Source organism: Pseudomonas sp. PB101, from assembly GCF_009764265.1.
In the GTDB taxonomy this organism is placed as follows: domain Bacteria; phylum Pseudomonadota; class Gammaproteobacteria; order Pseudomonadales; family Pseudomonadaceae; genus Aquipseudomonas.
This window is the reverse complement of the sequence record NZ_RWIR01000092.1, coordinates 187,948-204,085: the sequence shown is the minus strand read 5'-3', so window position 1 is coordinate 204,085 and position 16,138 is coordinate 187,948. Positions and strand designations below refer to the sequence as shown.

The 16,138-nt window shown below is 61.9% G+C and carries 16 protein-coding genes and 1 pseudogene; 15 read left to right on the top strand and 2 right to left on the bottom strand.

The window, feature by feature from the left end; genetic code table 11:
- Positions 1-157: 157 nt before the first annotated feature.
- The 13 genes and pseudogenes from hemE (at position 158) to gspM (ending at position 12,424) form a co-directional block, all read left to right on the top strand.
- A complete protein-coding gene (hemE, locus tag EI969_RS28400) occupies positions 158-1,225 on the top strand; it encodes a uroporphyrinogen decarboxylase (protein WP_160390624.1) in 1,068 nt (355 codons plus the stop codon).
- A gap of 290 nt (positions 1,226-1,515) precedes the next feature.
- Positions 1,516-2,982: an N-acetylglucosamine-binding protein GbpA gene (gene gbpA / locus EI969_RS28395; protein WP_160390623.1), complete on the top strand. Its 1,467-nt coding sequence runs from the start codon at positions 1,516-1,518 to the stop codon at positions 2,980-2,982.
- A 69-nt stretch (positions 2,983-3,051) separates the two neighbouring features.
- Positions 3,052-3,588: a type II secretion system protein N gene (locus EI969_RS28390; protein ID WP_160390622.1), complete on the top strand. Its 537-nt coding sequence runs from the start codon at positions 3,052-3,054 to the stop codon at positions 3,586-3,588.
- Between the two features lie 8 nt (positions 3,589-3,596).
- Complete coding sequence (gene gspD, locus EI969_RS28385; protein ID WP_160390621.1) at positions 3,597-5,516, top strand: type II secretion system secretin GspD; 1,920 nt, start codon at positions 3,597-3,599, stop codon at positions 5,514-5,516.
- Between the two features lie 4 nt (positions 5,517-5,520).
- Positions 5,521-6,993, top strand: a complete 1,473-nt coding sequence (gspE, locus tag EI969_RS28380; RefSeq protein WP_160390620.1) for a type II secretion system ATPase GspE — start codon at positions 5,521-5,523, stop codon at positions 6,991-6,993.
- Between the two features lie 3 nt (positions 6,994-6,996).
- The gene (gene gspF, locus EI969_RS28375) at positions 6,997-8,205 is read left to right on the top strand and encodes a type II secretion system inner membrane protein GspF (protein WP_160390619.1); all 1,209 of its coding nucleotides are present in this window, start codon (positions 6,997-6,999) and stop codon (positions 8,203-8,205) included.
- A gap of 3 nt (positions 8,206-8,208) precedes the next feature.
- Positions 8,209-8,664 (top strand): type II secretion system major pseudopilin GspG, encoded by a 456-nt coding sequence (gene gspG, locus EI969_RS28370; RefSeq protein ID WP_160390618.1) that lies wholly within the window; start codon positions 8,209-8,211, stop codon positions 8,662-8,664.
- Between the two features lie 3 nt (positions 8,665-8,667).
- Positions 8,668-9,135 carry a type II secretion system minor pseudopilin GspH gene (gene gspH, locus EI969_RS28365; RefSeq protein WP_160390617.1) on the top strand — a complete coding sequence of 156 codons (468 nt, stop codon included), beginning with the start codon at positions 8,668-8,670 and terminating at the stop codon, positions 9,133-9,135.
- The gene (gene gspI, locus EI969_RS28360) at positions 9,128-9,511 is read left to right on the top strand and encodes a type II secretion system minor pseudopilin GspI (protein ID WP_160390616.1); all 384 of its coding nucleotides are present in this window, start codon (positions 9,128-9,130) and stop codon (positions 9,509-9,511) included. The genes gspH and gspI overlap by 8 nt, the downstream gene beginning before the upstream one ends.
- A complete protein-coding gene (locus EI969_RS28355; protein WP_160390615.1) occupies positions 9,504-10,046 on the top strand; it encodes a type II secretion system protein GspJ in 543 nt (180 codons plus the stop codon). The genes gspI and EI969_RS28355 overlap by 8 nt, the downstream gene beginning before the upstream one ends.
- Positions 10,043-10,893, top strand: a pseudogene (locus EI969_RS28350) (type II secretion system protein GspK). Before EI969_RS28355 ends, EI969_RS28350 begins: the two are co-directional and overlap by 4 nt.
- Positions 10,890-11,996, top strand: coding sequence for a type II secretion system protein GspL (gene gspL, locus EI969_RS28345; RefSeq protein ID WP_160390614.1), 1,107 nt, complete (start codon positions 10,890-10,892; stop codon positions 11,994-11,996). The pseudogene EI969_RS28350 and the gene gspL overlap by 4 nt, the downstream one beginning before the upstream one ends.
- Positions 11,993-12,424 (top strand): type II secretion system protein GspM, encoded by a 432-nt coding sequence (gene gspM, locus EI969_RS28340; RefSeq protein WP_160390613.1) that lies wholly within the window; start codon positions 11,993-11,995, stop codon positions 12,422-12,424. Before gspL ends, gspM begins: the two co-directional genes overlap by 4 nt.
- Here gspM and EI969_RS28335 read toward each other — a convergent pair.
- On the bottom strand, positions 12,417-13,697 hold the full coding sequence (locus EI969_RS28335; RefSeq protein ID WP_160390612.1) for an MFS transporter: 1,281 nt from the start codon (positions 13,695-13,697) through the stop codon (positions 12,417-12,419). The genes gspM and EI969_RS28335 overlap by 8 nt on opposite strands.
- Positions 13,698-13,815: 118 nt before the next feature.
- Between EI969_RS28335 and EI969_RS28330 the strand changes: the two genes are divergently transcribed.
- On the top strand, positions 13,816-14,718 hold the full coding sequence (locus EI969_RS28330; protein ID WP_160390611.1) for a LysR family transcriptional regulator: 903 nt from the start codon (positions 13,816-13,818) through the stop codon (positions 14,716-14,718).
- 142 nt (positions 14,719-14,860) lie between these two features.
- Here EI969_RS28330 and EI969_RS28325 read toward each other — a convergent pair whose 3' ends face one another.
- Positions 14,861-15,298 (bottom strand): excinuclease, encoded by a 438-nt coding sequence (locus EI969_RS28325; protein ID WP_160390610.1) that lies wholly within the window; start codon positions 15,296-15,298, stop codon positions 14,861-14,863.
- A gap of 559 nt (positions 15,299-15,857) precedes the next feature.
- Between EI969_RS28325 and EI969_RS28320 the strand changes: the two genes are divergently transcribed.
- Positions 15,858-16,112 carry a DUF6124 family protein gene (locus tag EI969_RS28320; RefSeq protein ID WP_160390609.1) on the top strand — a complete coding sequence of 85 codons (255 nt, stop codon included), beginning with the start codon at positions 15,858-15,860 and terminating at the stop codon, positions 16,110-16,112.
- Positions 16,113-16,138: the final 26 nt, after the last annotated feature.

Here is a 16,138-nt window from a genome sequence, read left to right as displayed (position 1 = left end):
GCATCGCTGGCAAGCCAGCTCCCACAGTGTTTTGTGGTGCTGCAAACACTGCATTCCACCGCGACAAATTGACCCGATAGACAAAAGGCTGACCTGCATCCGTGCCTTTTGCGTCCGGCTCTGAGAAAATGTCCGCACTTTTTTTCCGGATGCCGACATGACTGCCCTGAAGAACGACCGTTTCCTGCGCGCCCTGCTCAAGCAACCCGTGGACGTCACCCCCGTGTGGATGATGCGTCAGGCCGGTCGCTACCTGCCTGAATACCGCGCCAGCCGTGCCAAGGCCGGCGATTTCATGAGCCTGTGCATGAACCCGGCGTTCGCTTGCGAAGTCACGATGCAACCGCTCGACCGCTATCCACAACTGGACGCGGCGATCCTCTTTTCCGACATCCTGACCATCCCCGATGCCATGGGTCAGGGCCTGTACTTCGAAACCGGCGAAGGTCCGCGCTTCAGGAAAGTCGTCAGCACCCTGGCCGACATCGAAGCCCTGCCGATTCCCGATCCGCAGAAAGACCTGGGTTACGTGATGGACGCGGTCAGCACCATCCGCCGTGAACTGAACGGCCGTGTACCGCTGATCGGCTTTGCCGGCAGCCCGTGGACCCTGGCGACCTACATGGTCGAAGGCGGCTCGTCGAAGGACTACCGCAAGACCAAGACCATGCTCTACGACAACCCGCAAGCCTTGCACCTGCTGCTGGACAAGCTCGCGGAGACCGTCACCAGCTACCTCAACGGCCAGATCCTGGCCGGTGCGCAAGCGGTGCAGATCTTCGACAGCTGGGGCGGCAGCCTCTCGGCGGCGGCGTACCAGGAGTTCTCCCTGGCCTACATGAAGAAAATCGTCAGCGGCCTGATCCGCGAACACGAAGGTCGCAAGGTTCCGGTCATCCTGTTCACCAAGAACGGCGGCCTGTGGCTGGAAAGCATCGCCGATGCTGGCGCCGACGCACTGGGCCTGGACTGGACCTGCGACATCGGCAGTGCCCGCAGCCGTGTTGGCGACAAAGTCGCGCTGCAAGGCAACATGGACCCGACCGTGCTCTACGCAAAGCCGGAAGCCATTCGCACCGAAGTCGGGCGCATCCTCGCCAGCTACGGCAAGGGCAGCGGCCACGTGTTCAACCTCGGCCATGGCATCACGCCGGAAGTCGACCCGGAACACGCCGGTGCGTTCCTGCGCGCCGTGCATGAGTTGTCGGCGCAATATCACGAATAACGGTCAACGCCGTTTTCCAGAAGCCTGTCCCGCCTCGTGCCGGGCAGGCTTTTTTTTGGCTGCAGAAAACTGCCTGGATAAAGCGTTTCCTTCTGTAAGAGTGTTTTCCATTCTTGTCGGAAAATCGGAAGAGAAGACTATTCCCGCCTGACTCGATGATTACTCCTACATAGAACTCTTGGTCATCCCCGTAAGGTTCCAGACCCCTGTTCGGCAAAGGCTGAACACAACGAAGCAAACATCGCCGCCCGCAAGGCGCCTTGTTTTCGATAAGCAGTCTGGAACACATCATGAAAATGACATTTGATAAAAGAAGTGCGTTAACGGCCTGCACTTCATCGATGATCCTGTTATCGGCAATGCTGGCCTCTCAAACCGTTTCCGCCCATGGCTATCTGGAAGTCCCGCCTTCGCGCGCATTGGCTTGTCAGAAAGGCCTGAACACCAACTGCGGCGGCGCCCAGTACGAGCCGCAGAGTGTCGGTGAAACCTTCAAGGGCTTTCCGGCCGGCGTCGGCGGTGCTCCCATGCAGGGCCCGGTCGATGGCAAGATCGCCAGCGGCGGTCACTCGCTGTTTTCCGCCATGGATGCACAGTCCGCCAGCCGCTGGCAGCTGACGGAAATCAAGGATCGCAACATCGATTTCCAATGGCGTTACACCGCTGCCCACCCGGCTACCAAACACGAGTATTTCATCACCCGCGATGGCTGGAACCCGAACGAGTCGCTCAAGCGCGCCACCTTCGAAAGCACGCCGTTCTGCACCATCGATGGCGGCAACCAGCTGCCGGTGTCGGGCGCCAAGCACAATTGCACGCTTCCATCTGACAAGTCCGGCCACCAGGTCATCCTGGCCATCTGGACCGTCGGTGACACCGACGCTGCGTTTTACAATGTCGCAGACGTGAACATCCTTGCCGAACCGGACCTGCCAGGCGGCTGGTCCCCAGTGGGCAGCATTGCACCATCGACCACGTTACTGGAGGGCGACAAGGTCAAGGCACGTGCGTTTACCGCCAAGGGTGAGAGCCCGGACTACAGCGTTGAAATCAGCATCGATAACGCTGAAGAGGGCACACCGCAGAACTGGGCGTTCAAGCTGGCCGAAAAAATCAACCAGACCCACACCCTGGTTCGCGCCGGTATCCGTGACGAGAGCGGCAATGTCGTCCCGGTCAAAGGCACCAACCGTCTCTACGTGCAAAGAGAAAGCGGCGTAGTGCGCTACGAAGTGCAGTTGGGCATGAAGGAGGATGCCGCTGCACACATGTCGGTGACCTCTCAGCAAGCCGAATACGTTCTGGAAAAAGGTCGGGTCAAAGTCGAGTTCAGCATGACGGCGAACCGCTCGATGGACGTCGAAGCGACGTTGTTCGATCAGAACAACAAACCGGTCGGCGCCACGTCGGCACAAGTGGCCAGTGGCTCCACCTCGTTGTCGCTGGATGTGCGCAGCAATCCTGGCGCGCACACACTGACTCTGGTCGGCACCACCCTGGATGGCCGCACCACCCGTCAGGACACCAAGACCACCCAACTGACCGGTGAAGGCGCAGGCGTCGAGCACGACTTCGTGTTCCCTGAAGGTCTCGGCGAGTACAGCGCCGGCACCAAGGTGCTGCAACCGAAGACCGACGAAGTCTTCGAGTGCAAGCCTTTCCCTGAGTCGGGTTACTGCAAGCAGTACACCCCTACCGCCAACGGTTTCGAACCGGGTGTCGGTGCTCATTCGCACATGGCGTGGGAAAAGTTGTAAGTCCTCGCAGCTGGCTTCAGGTGACATCAAGGTCGCCTGAAGCCCGGCGGTTGATTACCGAGTTGAAAAATGAAGGTTTCTAATCTCTCCCGACAACGCTTTCGGGCATGCCTGAGCAGCGTTTGCTGGCTCACCTTGCCAGTGGCCGTTGCGGTGTTTCTGGTGTGGCAGGAAAGGCAGTTTCGCGAGCGTCTGGCGACACCGCCGGACGACATCGCCCCCTTGCAGATGGTGCCTGCACGCGAGCCGCTGGAGGCAGCATCGATTGCCATCGTGTTCGGCCTGACGACGCAGGCCACGCCGCGGCCCAGTGCCGAGCCGCTGACCTTGCAAGCAAGCTTTGTCAGCACCGGATCATCCAAGGCACTGCTGGCCAATGCTCAAGGCTCACGACTCTATCAAGTGGGTGAGCAATTGCCTGGCGGCAGCGTCCTGCGTCGTATCGAGCCCCGTCAGGTCGCGCTGTGGAACAAGGGGCGAGAAGAGCTGCTGACGCTCGCACCCTCTGAAGCACGTTTTCTGAAGGCACTCGAATCATCCGTCGACTCTCGACCCGTTACCACGACCACGCGTTTTTTACGCCCGTTCCCCGGGCAACCAGAGTGATCAATCTCATGAACAGCTTCGCCGGTGCGCAGTGTTTGCGCGCCATGCTTCTGCTTGCCGTCTTGGCGGCCGCAGCCTTTCCGGGCACGTTGCAAGGCGCCGAAGAAAAATGGCAACTGGCGATGAACAACGCGGAGCTGCGCGACATCGTCGAAGAGATCTCCAACATTCTCGGGACCACGGTAGTGCTGGACCCAAAGGTCTCCGGGCGTGTCACGGTCATGTCCCGGCAGGCCCTCGATCGTGAAGGGGTACGCCGGCTGTTCTATTCGGTGCTCGACGCCCACAACTTCACGGTGATCGATGAAGGCGACCGGATTCTCATCGCTCCGGTCGCCGAGGCCAGGACACGGGCCGGCCAGGGCACGGTAAAAACCACCACGGCGTCGCAGTTCGTGACCGAAGTCATAGGCCTGAATACCAGCAGCGCCTCCGATATTGCCGGGCTGGTGCGACCGTTGGTGTCTGCCAATGGTTATGTCGGCCCTTCGGTGTCGGCCAACGCGTTGGTGCTGACCGATACGGCTGCCAATGTGAAGCGTATTGCCCGGGTGATCCGCGAGCTGGACTCCGGTCAGAACAACCTGCACGCGGTGGTTCAGCTCAAGCATGCCCAGGCCGGCGATGTCGCGCCGGTGATCGAGGCCTCCATGGGCAAGCGCAGTGCCGAGTCGGCAATACAGGTGCTGGCTGACGCCAGGACCAATCGCCTGATTTTCATTGGCCCGCCTGCCGTTCGCCAGCGCCTGATCGAACTGGCCCGTGGTCTCGATACGCCGGCCACCACGACCCTCGACAATGCGCGGGTGATTCGCCTGCGGCACAGCGATGCCAAGCAACTGGCCGAGATTCTGGAGTCGATGGGGCAGGGCAGAAAACCGGCGCCCGCCGTCGGCGGCACACGGGACATGTCCGGCACTGCAGCCTTCATGATCAAGGCCGACGAAAGCCAGAACGCGCTGGTGGTGATTGCCGAGCCGGCACAGCTGCGGACCATTGAAAGCATCGTGCGCCAACTGGACCAGCCGCGGGCCCAGGTGTTGATCCATGCCGCCATCGTCGAAATTTCCGGTGATATCGCCGAAGCCGTCGGTGTGCAGTGGAACCTCCGCACAGGCGATGCAAAGGGCTTCATCAATTTTCCCGGCACCGACATTCCGATTGTCGGCGGGCTGAAGTTCGACGAGAAACGATCGGCGCCGGAAGGGGCGATCCTGCAACTGGGCAGCGACCGTTTCGGTGCGCTGATTTCGGCCCTGGCCAGCAATACCCACAGCAACCTGTTGTCCACGCCGAGCCTGTTGACCCTGGACAATCAGGAAGCGGAAATCATCGTCGGCCAGAACGTGCCGTTCAAGACCGGTTCCTACGCCACCAACAGCAACGGTGCGGAGAATCCCTTTACCACCGTGGAACGCAAGGACGTCGGCATCAGCCTGAAGATCAAGCCTTACATCAACGAAGGCTCGACCTTGCGCCTGGAGGTCGAGCAGGAAGTGTCGGATATCGCGCCTTCGGTGTCGGGCATCGACTCCTCGGACCTGATCACCAATAAGCGAGCGCTCAAAAGCACCATCCTCGCCGACGATGGCGAAATCATCGTGATCGGCGGCCTGATCCGCGACAGCGTGCGCACCCAGAAAAGCGGCGTGCCGCTGCTGCGCGACATTCCTTATCTGGGCGCGTTGTTCCGCTGGACCCGCGACACCCAGACCAAAAGCAACCTGATGGTGTTCCTGCGCCCGACCATCGTGCGCAGCAAGGAGGACCTGTCCCAGGTCAGCCAGCAGCGTTACAACGCACTGCGTGACTTGAGCAAATCAGGGGCGGGGGAAAACAACTCGCTGTTGCTGCCATCCGAGGCGCGCGGGTTGTTCGAGCCGGCCACGGATGCACCGGTGTTCGACTTGCGCGGCAAGGCGCAGTAAGGCCATGAGTGAACGCTGCGAGCAATTGCCCTTCGGCTTCGCCCGGCGCTTTGGTGTGTTGCTGGAGCGTGACGGCGACGACCTGCGGCTTGCCCTGCGCAGCGATGCACCGCTCAGTGCATTGTCAGAAGCGCGCCGGGTGTGCGGGCCGACCCTGCCGTTTGTCATCGTCGACGCCGCTGAGTACGCCTCACGTCTGGCGGCAGCCTATCGCGAGGGACAGAGCGCAGTGGAGCAGGTAGCCCAGGGGCTGGACGAAGAGCTGGACTTGCTCAGCCTGGTCGATCAGGTGCCGCAAACCGCCGACTTGTTGGAGCAGCAGGGCGATGCGCCGATCATTCGCCTGATCAACGCGCTGCTCGGCGAAGCGGTGCGCGAGCACGCCTCGGACGTGCATCTGGAAACCTTCGAACAGTACCTGTCGGTGCGCATGCGGGTCGATGGCCAGCTGCGTGAAATGCTCAGGCCCAAACGCGAACTGGCGACGCTGCTGGTGTCGCGGATCAAGGTCATGGCGCGCCTGGACATCGCGGAAAAGCGCGTACCCCAGGACGGGCGAATGGCCTTGCGTCTGGCCGGGCATGAAGTCGATGTGCGGGTCTCGACGCTGCCTTCGGCTCACGGTGAGCGGGTGGTGCTGCGCCTGCTCGACAAACAGGCCGGGCGCCTGGACCTGCAGCGGCTGGGCATGCCGGACGATACCCTCGCGACCCTGCTTCAGTTGTTGGGCAAACCCCACGGCATCCTGCTGGTCACCGGGCCGACCGGCTCCGGCAAGACCACCAGCCTGTACGCCGCGTTGAGCAGCCTGAATGACCAGACCCGCAACATTCTCACGGTCGAAGACCCGATCGAGTATCACCTGCCCGGCGTCGGCCAGATGCCGGTCAACCCGAAAGTCGACATGACCTTTGCCCGCGGCCTGCGGGCGATTTTGCGTCAGGACCCGGACGTGGTGATGGTCGGCGAAATCCGCGACCGCGAAACCGCCGAGATCGCTGTGCAAGCGTCGTTGACCGGGCATCTGGTGCTGTCGACCTTGCACACCAACAGTGCGGTGGGCGCCGTCACGCGGCTGGTCGACATGGGGGTCGATGCCTACCTGTTGGCCTCCTCGCTGGTGGGCATTCTGGCCCAGCGCCTGCTGCGCACCCTGTGTCCTCATTGCAAGGTTGCGTACCTCGCCGATGCGGCGGCCTGCCAGCGCCTGGGGCTCGACACGGCCACGCCGCACACCCTGTTCAAAGCCGCGGGCTGTGCACAGTGCCAGCACGGCTACCGAGGGCGCATCGGCATTTACGAACTGATCAGCGTGACGCCCGCCGTCTCGGCGCTGATCCACCAGGGTGCCAGTGAGCATGCCCTCGTCGATGAAACGCGCAAGTACTCGCGCAGCTTGTTCCAGGACGGGCGCCAGCGGGTGCTGGAAGGTTTGACCAGCCTCGATGAGCTGCTGCGCGTGACCCAGGAGAGCTGACCGATGCCAACCTTCGACTACCGCGCCCTGGATGCCCAGGGCCGACCCTGCAAGGGACGCCTGGAGGCCGATGGCCCTCGTCATGCGCGACAGCTGTTGCGTGAGCGCGGCGTGTGGCCGCGTGTGTTGATCGAGGTTCGGGCCGGCAGCGGCGCCGGCAAACAGTCTCGCGGTGGACGCCTGAGTGCGGCTGATCTGGCGTTGTTGACGTTGCAACTGTCAACGCTGGTTCAGGCCGGGCTACCACTGGAAGAAGCACTCGAAGCGGTGGCGAAACAGAGCGCAAAACGCAAGGTCGCAGGCCTGCTCTCGGCGGTCAGGAGCCGGGTGATGGAAGGCCATGCCCTGGCCTCGGCATTGGGGCAATTCCCCAAGGCCTTCCCCGAACTGTTTCGCGCCACCGTGGCCGCCGGCGAACGCTCCGGGCATTTGGGCCATGTGCTGGAGCAATTGGCGGCCTACACACAAGCCCGCCAGGCCTCGCGGCAAAAGATCCAGATGGCCCTGGTGTACCCGTTGATCCTGATGTTGGCCAGCGTGGCGATCGTCGGTTTTCTGCTCGGCTACGTGGTGCCGGATGTGGTGAAGATCTTCGTCGACAGCGGCCAGCCATTGCCCTGGTTGACCCAGGCACTGATCAGCGTGAGCAATGGCCTGCGCAACCATTTCCTGTTGTTGCTGGGCGTGCTGGCAACGCTGGCTGGCCTATGGCGCTGGAGCTGGCAGCAACCGCAGTGGCGCCTGCGCTGGCATCGATGGGTGCTGAATGCGCCCGTCATCGGTGAAGTGCTGCGCGCCATGGAAGCCGCGCGGTTTGCCAGCACCCTGGCGATCCTCGGCAAAAGTGCCGTGCCTTTGGTGGATGCACTGGAAATTTCCGCTGCGGTCATTGGCAACCTGACCATCCGCGCACGGATGGTCGAGGTCGCCTGTTCCGTACGCGAGGGTGGAACGCTGACCCGCGGTCTGGAACTGAGCGGTGACATCCCGCCGATGATGCTGCACATGATCGCCAGCGGCGAACGTGCAGGCGAACTCGACCGCATGCTGGCCCGGGCCGCCGAACAACAGGAAAGCAGCCTCGCCGCGCGCATTGCGCTGGTGGTGAGCCTGTTCGAGCCGGCCATGCTGGTGCTGATGGGCGGCGTCGTGCTGCTGATCGTCATGGCCATCCTGCTCCCGATTCTCAGCCTCAACCAATTGGTGAATTGACCCATGCAACCTGTCCGTAAAAACCTTCCCCGCGCGCAACGCGGTTTTACCCTGATCGAAATCATGGTGGTGGTGGTCATCATCGGCGTGCTTGGGGCCATTGTGGTGCCGCAGTTCATGAGCCGCCCCGACCAGGCCAAGGTCACCGCCGCCAGGATCGATATCCAGGCCATCGCCACCGCCCTGGAAATGTATCGCCTCGACAACGCCCATTACCCTTCGACCCAGCAGGGCCTTGAAGCGCTGGTCAAACGTCCCTCCGGATTGCCCGCGGCGCGTGGCTGGAACCCTCAGGGTTACCTCAAGAGCATGCCGGTCGACCCTTGGAACACACCATATCAATACCTCAACCCGGGTGTGCGATCGGCCAATGGTACTTACGACCTGTATTCCCTGGGTGCCGATGGCGTGGCAGGCGGTGAAGGGTTTGCAGCCGAAATCGGCAATTGGGGTAATTGAATCGTGGGCTGCCGTTGCCGGGGATTTACCCTGCTGGAATTGATGATCGTGATTGTCATGGTCGGTGTTTTGCTGGGCATGGTGAGCTATGCCGGTGGGGGCAGTCCGGCGCGCCAGGTCAGGCAGGAAGCCGAGGTGATGGTGCAGGTGATTCATCAATTGCGCGAGCGTGCGGTGTTCGAGGGCCAGGAATATGGCTTGCGGTTGAGTACCGATGGTCACCGGGTGATGCGCCTGGGTGTTCGCGGCTGGGAGCCGGTGGGAGCGCTGACTGACTGGCCCCTGAGCGTGCGATTACGTTTGCAACTGGAGGGCTATTGGGTAGAGCTGGACGCTGACGGAGGGCCGCCGCAGTTGCTGATGTTCAGCAACGATGAAACCAGTGTCTTCACTCTGATTTTTGAGTCCAGCAACCGCAACTGGCTGAGCCTGTCCGGAGACGGCCTCAGTGAAGTGGCGATCGATGACTAGCTCGCGATCGCGATCCGCCATGGGCGGTTTCACGCTATTGGAAATCATGGTGGCCCTGGCGGTCTTTGCGACACTGGCGGCCGCCGTGCTCTCGGCCAGTCAATACGTGGTGAAGCAGCGCGGCGCCGTTGAGGCGCGCCTGTTCGCGGCCTGGCTGGCGGACAACCGCTTGAACGAGTTGCGCCTGCAAGCCGGGTTGGTGGTCGGGCAGCAACAACAGCTCGTATCGATGGACCAGCGTGACTGGGTGCTGCATCAACACATCAGCGCCACCGCTGACCCTCGCTTGCTCCAAGTCGACATACAGGTCAGCCCTTCGGACAGTACGCACCCCTTGTATCGTGGCAGTGGCTGGATACCTGTCGCCCATGAGTAAGCAGCGCGGATTCACCCTGCTGGAACTGGTCATCGCCCTGGCGATCTTCGCCGTGCTCGGGCTGGCCAGTTGGGGTTTGTTCGATAGCGTGGTGCGGGTGCAACAGGGCGTGACGGCCCACGAGCGAGAACTCAGGAGCCTGCAACGAGCGGTGGCGGTGATCGAGCGCGACTTGCTGCATGTCACTGCGCAGCCGATGGTGCTCGCACCGCCGCTTCTGCAGTTCCAGCGCAGTCACTGGCGCAACCCTCTGGATCAACCGCGCAGTGAGCGCCAGACGTTGACCTACCGACTCGACGGCGATGTGCTGTGGCGCGAAAGCCAGGGCGAAGGCTCAGAACTCGTGCAGCGGCAAAAGCTGCTGGCAGGTGTGCGCGAGTTGAGCTGGCGCTTGTTCGACAGCCAGTCTGGCTGGGTCGCTCATTGGGCGACCGGGCAGGACGCGAAGCCGCCCTTGGCGCTGGAGGTGCAAGTCTCGGTCGGGCGCTTCGAATCGATTCGTCGGGTGTTGTCGATGCCGGGTGCACTGCCATGAACGGGCACCAGCGCGGCATTGCCTTGATCAGTGTATTGCTGGTCCTGAGCCTGGCGCTGTTGATCACCGGTGGCTTGTTGCGCAGCCACCATCTGTCATTGCAAAGCAGCGGCCAACAGTTGCAGCAGATACAGCTGCGGCAACTCGCATCAGGCGGGGAAACCTGGGCGTTGATGCTGTTGCGCGATGCGTTGCAGGACGCGAAAAAACCCGTCGAGCGGGTTCAAGGCTGGACAGCCATGGCGCCGGGTTTCGACGTTGAAGATGCGCAGATCCTTATCGATATCGATGACCTTGCCGGACGCTTCAATCTCAATGCTTTGTTACGCCAGGGGCAGGTGGACCAGGTCACCCTCAACCGATGGGCGCGCCTGCTCGAGCTGCTTGATCTGCCTCCCGTGCAACTCAGCCAGGTCGGGCCGTTGCGCGAACTCAGCCAGCTGCGTTTGCTGCCCGGCATCGACGCTCGCCTGCTGCAGCGGCTGGAGCCTTGGGTGGCGCTGTTGCCCACCGACACCGCCTTGAACATCAACAGCACACCAGCGCTGGTGCTGAGAACGCTCGGCGAGGTGGATGCCGCGACCGCCGATGCGCTGGCGCTGCAGGCCGCAACAACGCCTTGGGCGAGCGTCCAGGCGTTTACCCAGGACCCGTTACTCTCCGGGCAGGGCTTGAGCAGTCACGGACTTGGCACCCATAGCCGCTGGTACCGGATCCGCGTGCAGGTGAACCGGGGCGGTCGCGAACTGCACCTGGCCACGGATGTCGGGCACGATCCGAAGACTCAACAGCTGACGGTGCTGCAACGACGTTTTTTCCCATGAGTAGCCACGAGAGACCGCGATGAACACTTGGCTTTACCTGACCGCCGAGGGCCAGAATGCGCCATCCGCACTCTGGCCTTGCGTGCTGTGGTCGCAAACCGGCCAACGCCAGCCGATGCCGCTGAATCAGACGGCTTCGGCATTGCAGGGAAAGTCGGTCGATGTACTGCTGCCCATGGAAATGTGCAGTTGGCTACGCAGCGAACCATGGCCGGGGCGGCGTAAACCCGAGGCCCAGGCCGTTGCTTTCGCCGTGGAAGATCAACTGAGTGAAGCGCTGGAAGTTGTGCATCTGGGGGTTGGCGCGCGTGATCGCGACGGCTGCTACCCGGTCATGGTCATCGGCCGGGATCGCTTGGCCAGCGTGCTTGATCTGCTGCGCGAGGCGGGCATTGAGGTGCGTGGGGTGTTCGTCGATGCCGATGTGCTGGGTGGTGATCAGCCATACGCTGCATGGTGGTTCGGTCGTTGGTTGTTGGGCGGCGAACTGTCGGCGCGCCTGGCGTTGTCGCAAGAGCACCTGGCGCTGCTCGCCCCGTTACTGCCCGCGCACCTGCAAAGGCTGGACGACCGTGAGGACCCCGCTGCCCTCGACCAATGCCTGACCCACCGTCCTGCCCGGGCCATCAACCTGCTGCAAGGTGCATTCGCACCGCGCGGCAAGCGTCTGCCCTGGCGTGCCGGCGGGTGGGTGATGTTGATGCTGGCGCTGATGACCTGGGGGGCCAGCGAGACGCGAATTCGCTTCCTCGACAGTGAAGCCCGACGCCTCGCCACCCAGAATGAGCAGCGATTCAAGGCGCTATACCCGGAGCAAAGCCGCATCGTCGATATGGCAGGGCAACTCAAGGCCCTGCAAAACCAGCCTGCCGAATCGCAAAAGACCCGCATTGCGGGGTTGGTCCAGTTGATTGAACAGGTGATCGGCGCCAGCCCGGTCGAGGTCCAGCGCATTGAGTTTCGGGCAGGTGAGGGCTGGAAAATCCAGCTGACCGCCAGCGGCTTTGCCGAGCTGGAGCAATTGCGTGAGCGCGGACGACAACAAGGCATGCCCATCCGGCTCGACAGCGCGAGCAAAGCCGCTGACCGGGTGACCGCTACCTTCACCGTGGAGGCCGAAGCATGATCCAGATATGGCGACGCATTTCCGTGCGCGAACAGCGGCTGTTGCAGGTGTCGGGGGCTTTTTTGTTGGCGGTCGTGGCGTTCAGCCTGATCTGGCAACCGACCCGGCAGCGCCTGGAAACGGTCGAGCGACAGTATCAACTGCAGGCGGGGTTGGCCGCGCAACTGCAGCGGGCGTTACCGCGCAGCCATGTCCCCGTCGACGCCGATCAACCGCTGTCGCTGCGCATCAGCGAAAGCGCCGCTACAGCGGGGCTGGAAATCCGCCAGATGGAGAGCGACAGCGATCTGCTGCGCGTGACCCTCAGTGGCAGTGCGCAGCCGTTGCTGCAGTGGCTTGACGCGATGGAGCGCGGTGGCGTCGCGCTGCAAAGCCTGACCCTGGAAAAACGTGACGAGGCCCTGGAGGCGCGGCTGGTGCTCAGGTAGCCGAGGTGTGCTGAGGCAGCAACGGCAACTTCGCCAGTTTCAACGCCGTCAGCAGCGCCACTCCCAGCAACGCGCCGATGAACAAGCCTATGCCGTTCCAGCCGCCCAGGTGCCAGAACACGCCGCCCGCCGTACCGGCGATGCTCCCTCCGGCGTAGTAGGCGAACAGATACAGCGACGACGCCTGTCCCTTGGCCTTGGTGGCGCGGCGACCGATCCAGCTGCTGGCCACCGAGTGGGCGCCAAAGAAACCGAAGGTAAAGATCAGCATGCCGATGATCACCAGCGGCAATGGCGTGAACATCGTCAAGGCGAGACCACCGATCATCAGTGCAATTGTGCTCCAGAGCATTTTGCGCCGACCGAGTTTGTCGGCCATGGCGCCGATTTTCGCCGAACTGTAGATGCCCGACAGGTACACCACCGACAGCAGCCCGACGAACGCCTGTTCCATGTGGTACGGCTCGGCCAGCAGGCGATAACCGATGTAGTTGAACAGCGTGACGAACGCGCCCATCAGCACAAAGGCTTCGAGGAACAGCAGCGGCAGGCCGGCGTCGCGAAAGTGCATGGTGAAACCGTCGAGCAGGCTGCGCGGGTGCAGCGAACGGGCGCGGAAGTTGCGTGACTCAGGGAGGATTTTCCAGAACACCGCCGCGGCAATCAGGGCCAGGCCACCGATCACCAGCATCGCCGTATGCCAGCTGACGAAGTCGATCAATACCCCGGTGATCAAGCGTCCGCTCATCCCGCCAATCGCGTTGCCACCGATGTACAGACCCATGGCGAGGCCGATGTGCTGTGGGTGGATCTCTTCGCTCAGGTAAGTCATCGCAACTGCCGCCAGACCGCTCAACGACAATCCAATCAGTGCGCGCATCAGCAGCACACCGTGCCAGCTCGGCATCATCGCACTGGCCATGGTGCACAGCGCAGCGGCGAACAGTGCGGCCACCATCACTGGTTTACGTCCGATGCGGTCGGAAATCGGGCCAGTGATCAGCAGGCCGATGGCAAGCATGCCGGTGGCGATAGACAGGATCAGGCTGCTCTGCGCCGCGTTGATGGAGTACTCGTGGGACAGCAACGGCATCATCGGCTGCACGCAGTAGAGCAGGGCGAAGGTCGCGAAGCCGCCGCAGAACAACGCCAGCACCGTGCGCATGAACGCCGGGGTGCCTTTTTCGATGTAGATTTCCGCCAGCTCAGCGGCGATAGCGTCCGGTGCTGCGGGAGGAACTTCATGGGCGAGTGGGGCGACAGCAGTTTTCACGGGGGACCTCGGAGGACGCAGCCGGTCAGGCAATGAAAAAAGCATATAGCTGGCTAATGATTCAATCCAATATATTGTTCGACCTGTTTGATAGCTTTTACGACCTAATGGGGTTTCCATGGAATTGCGACATCTGCGCTACTTCATCGCCGTCGCCGAAGAACTGCACTTCGGCCGCGCCGCACAGGTGCTGGGCATCTCCCAACCGCCGCTGAGCCAGCAAATCCAGGCGCTGGAACAGGAAGTCGGCGCACGCCTGTTCGAGCGTACCAATCGTCGGGTCGAGCTGAGCGAAGCCGGTCGGCTGTTCCTCGAAGAGGCGCGGCTGGTGCTGGCGCAGGTCGATAAAGCGGCGGATGTCGCGCGACGAGCGCAACTGGGTGAGTTGGGCGAGCTGAAAATCGGCTTCACCTCGTCGGCACCGTTCAACTCGACCATTCCCCAGGCGATTTTTTCGTTCCGCCAGCGCTTCCCGGCGGTGCACCTGAACCTGCGGGAATTGAGCAGTACCCAGGTGGCCGATGCGCTGGTGGACGAGTCGATCGAGGTCGGCATCATGCGCCCGCTCGGATTGCCGGACTGCCTCAGCGTGGTCGAGCTGATGCGCGAACCGCTGGTCGCGGTGCTCAGCTCCAAGCACCCGTTGGTCGAGGGCAGTGAGGAAGGCCTGTTTCTGTCAGCCCTGGCCCTTGAGCCCTTTGTGTTTTTTCCGCGCAGCTACGGCAGTGGCCTGTATGCGCAACTGCTCAGCCTGGCGCGGGACTCCGGCTTCAGCCCACACTTCGCCCAGGAGGCCGGCGAGGCGATGACCATCATCGGGCTGGTAGCGGCGGGGCTAGGCGTTTCGGTGCTGCCGGCGTCTTATCAGCGGATGCGAATTGATGGTGTGGTCTACCGGCCGTTGCTGGATCCGGCAGCGGTGTCGGCGGTGTGGCTGGTGCAGCGCAAGGATCAGAAGTCGGCGATGGCCAAGGCGTTTGTTGAACTGCTGACGCGCAAGGTCGAGCCGCTGCAACCGTGACGGCTGCGCCGTCAATCGCGCGCAAGCCCGCTCCCACAAGGGGCTGCGGTGTGAACACAATATTGGCTATCTTGCAAAACCCTGTGGGAGCGGGCTTGCCCGCGAAGGCTCTCGTCAGAACACCAACCAACTCCGGGGATACCTACGGCACCCGCACCAAATCCCCCCGCAACGCCACCCGCGCCACAAATACCCCGGCCCGGCACTCATAGGTGTTCAGGTCCTTGCGCACATGCTGATCGTAGTAACTGACGATATTGGTCACCGCATTCGCTTCCACCCGCTTTGCCTCTTCCTGCAACTCAATCAACGTCGATTGCACTGCCCACTCACAGGCATCGAAATCACTCTTGTTGGAGACGTTGGTGGGCCAGTCGCTGACAACGTTCGTGCGCAACATCTGAAGATTCGTGCTCGGGCCGTTACCAGCCAGATAGAACTTCACGCTGCCATCCAGCCGCCCGGCACGCAGGGCGTTGGACAGGACGGTTTCGAAGGGCATGTACATCAGGTTGGTGGCCTGGCTGACACTGGGCAGCAGGCAAAACAGAACAGCGGCAATCACGGCTTTCACTTGCATGGTCAGGTCCTTGACGTGAAAGAGCTTGGATGTGGGAGATACCGTTTAAGCGAAGGAGTGCATTGGCGAGTGTAGTCGGCGAAAGGGTGTGCTGCGTGACGGCCAATTCCCCTGTGGCGAGGGAGCAAGCGCCCTCGCGAAAGCGTTTACAAAAACACTATAAAAACAGCTGTCTGGCACGAGGATGTATCGTCCCCTTCGGAAGGCTTAACGACCTGCTGTAGGACAATTCCGAAATCCTTCGCAAAGGCTACAGCGCCTTGCGACGTTGCCTTCAACTACTCCAGAATCCGCCGGCTTGTGCGCTTTGAGGGCCATCGCTAACTTGATTCGGGTCACTGATTGTCAGTGATCGGGTTTAGCAGCCCGTGTTTTCGCTAAGTGCATTTGCGCTCCTGATAGGCAGGTATGCCTGTACCTGCCCTTGACGGTAGCTGTGCGCAGGGCGCCTTCGGGCGCGCCGGTTTGGTGAAGACCCGGTCTGCTAACCTGCGTACAGCTGCCACCCTTTTGATTCGTAGCGACACGGTGTCGGCTCCACTTTTCTGGGCGCTGAATCATGACCAAAAAAGCAAAACAATCGCCGGACGCTCCACGCGAACCCAGCAATATCTTCTTGATCGCCCCCGATATCGATAACCACACCCTGCTGGAATACGCCTGTGTGTCACTGGCATCAGCCAATGTCATGGCGAGCGATTTCGCGAGGAATCTGAACGGAGCGCAGAGCAATACATTGTTGGGGATTCAACAGTCGATCATGTTGGGGGAGCTGGCGGTGAATCGGGTGTTGGATAACCTCGATCCACCTTGAACCACCCAATTTGAATTTTCCAATTC

Bases quoted from the DNA above. Each gene is read 5' to 3' on its own strand.
- hemE (WP_160390624.1), top strand. From the start codon at position 158: ATGACTGCCCTGAAGAACGACCGTTTCCTGCGCGCCCTGCTCAAGCAA.
- gbpA (WP_160390623.1), top strand. From the start codon at position 1,516: ATGAAAATGACATTTGATAAAAGAAGTGCGTTAACGGCCTGCACTTCA.
- EI969_RS28390 (WP_160390622.1), top strand. From the start codon at position 3,052: ATGAAGGTTTCTAATCTCTCCCGACAACGCTTTCGGGCATGCCTGAGC.
- gspD (WP_160390621.1), top strand. From the start codon at position 3,597: ATGAACAGCTTCGCCGGTGCGCAGTGTTTGCGCGCCATGCTTCTGCTT.
- gspE (WP_160390620.1), top strand. From the start codon at position 5,521: ATGAGTGAACGCTGCGAGCAATTGCCCTTCGGCTTCGCCCGGCGCTTT.
- gspF (WP_160390619.1), top strand. From the start codon at position 6,997: ATGCCAACCTTCGACTACCGCGCCCTGGATGCCCAGGGCCGACCCTGC.
- gspG (WP_160390618.1), top strand. From the start codon at position 8,209: ATGCAACCTGTCCGTAAAAACCTTCCCCGCGCGCAACGCGGTTTTACC.
- gspI (WP_160390616.1), top strand. From the start codon at position 9,128: ATGACTAGCTCGCGATCGCGATCCGCCATGGGCGGTTTCACGCTATTG.
- EI969_RS28355 (WP_160390615.1), top strand. From the start codon at position 9,504: ATGAGTAAGCAGCGCGGATTCACCCTGCTGGAACTGGTCATCGCCCTG.
- gspL (WP_160390614.1), top strand. From the start codon at position 10,890: ATGAACACTTGGCTTTACCTGACCGCCGAGGGCCAGAATGCGCCATCC.
- gspM (WP_160390613.1), top strand. From the start codon at position 11,993: ATGATCCAGATATGGCGACGCATTTCCGTGCGCGAACAGCGGCTGTTG.
- EI969_RS28330 (WP_160390611.1), top strand. From the start codon at position 13,816: ATGGAATTGCGACATCTGCGCTACTTCATCGCCGTCGCCGAAGAACTG.
- EI969_RS28325 (WP_160390610.1), bottom strand. From the start codon at position 15,298: ATGCAAGTGAAAGCCGTGATTGCCGCTGTTCTGTTTTGCCTGCTGCCC.
- EI969_RS28320 (WP_160390609.1), top strand. From the start codon at position 15,858: ATGACCAAAAAAGCAAAACAATCGCCGGACGCTCCACGCGAACCCAGC.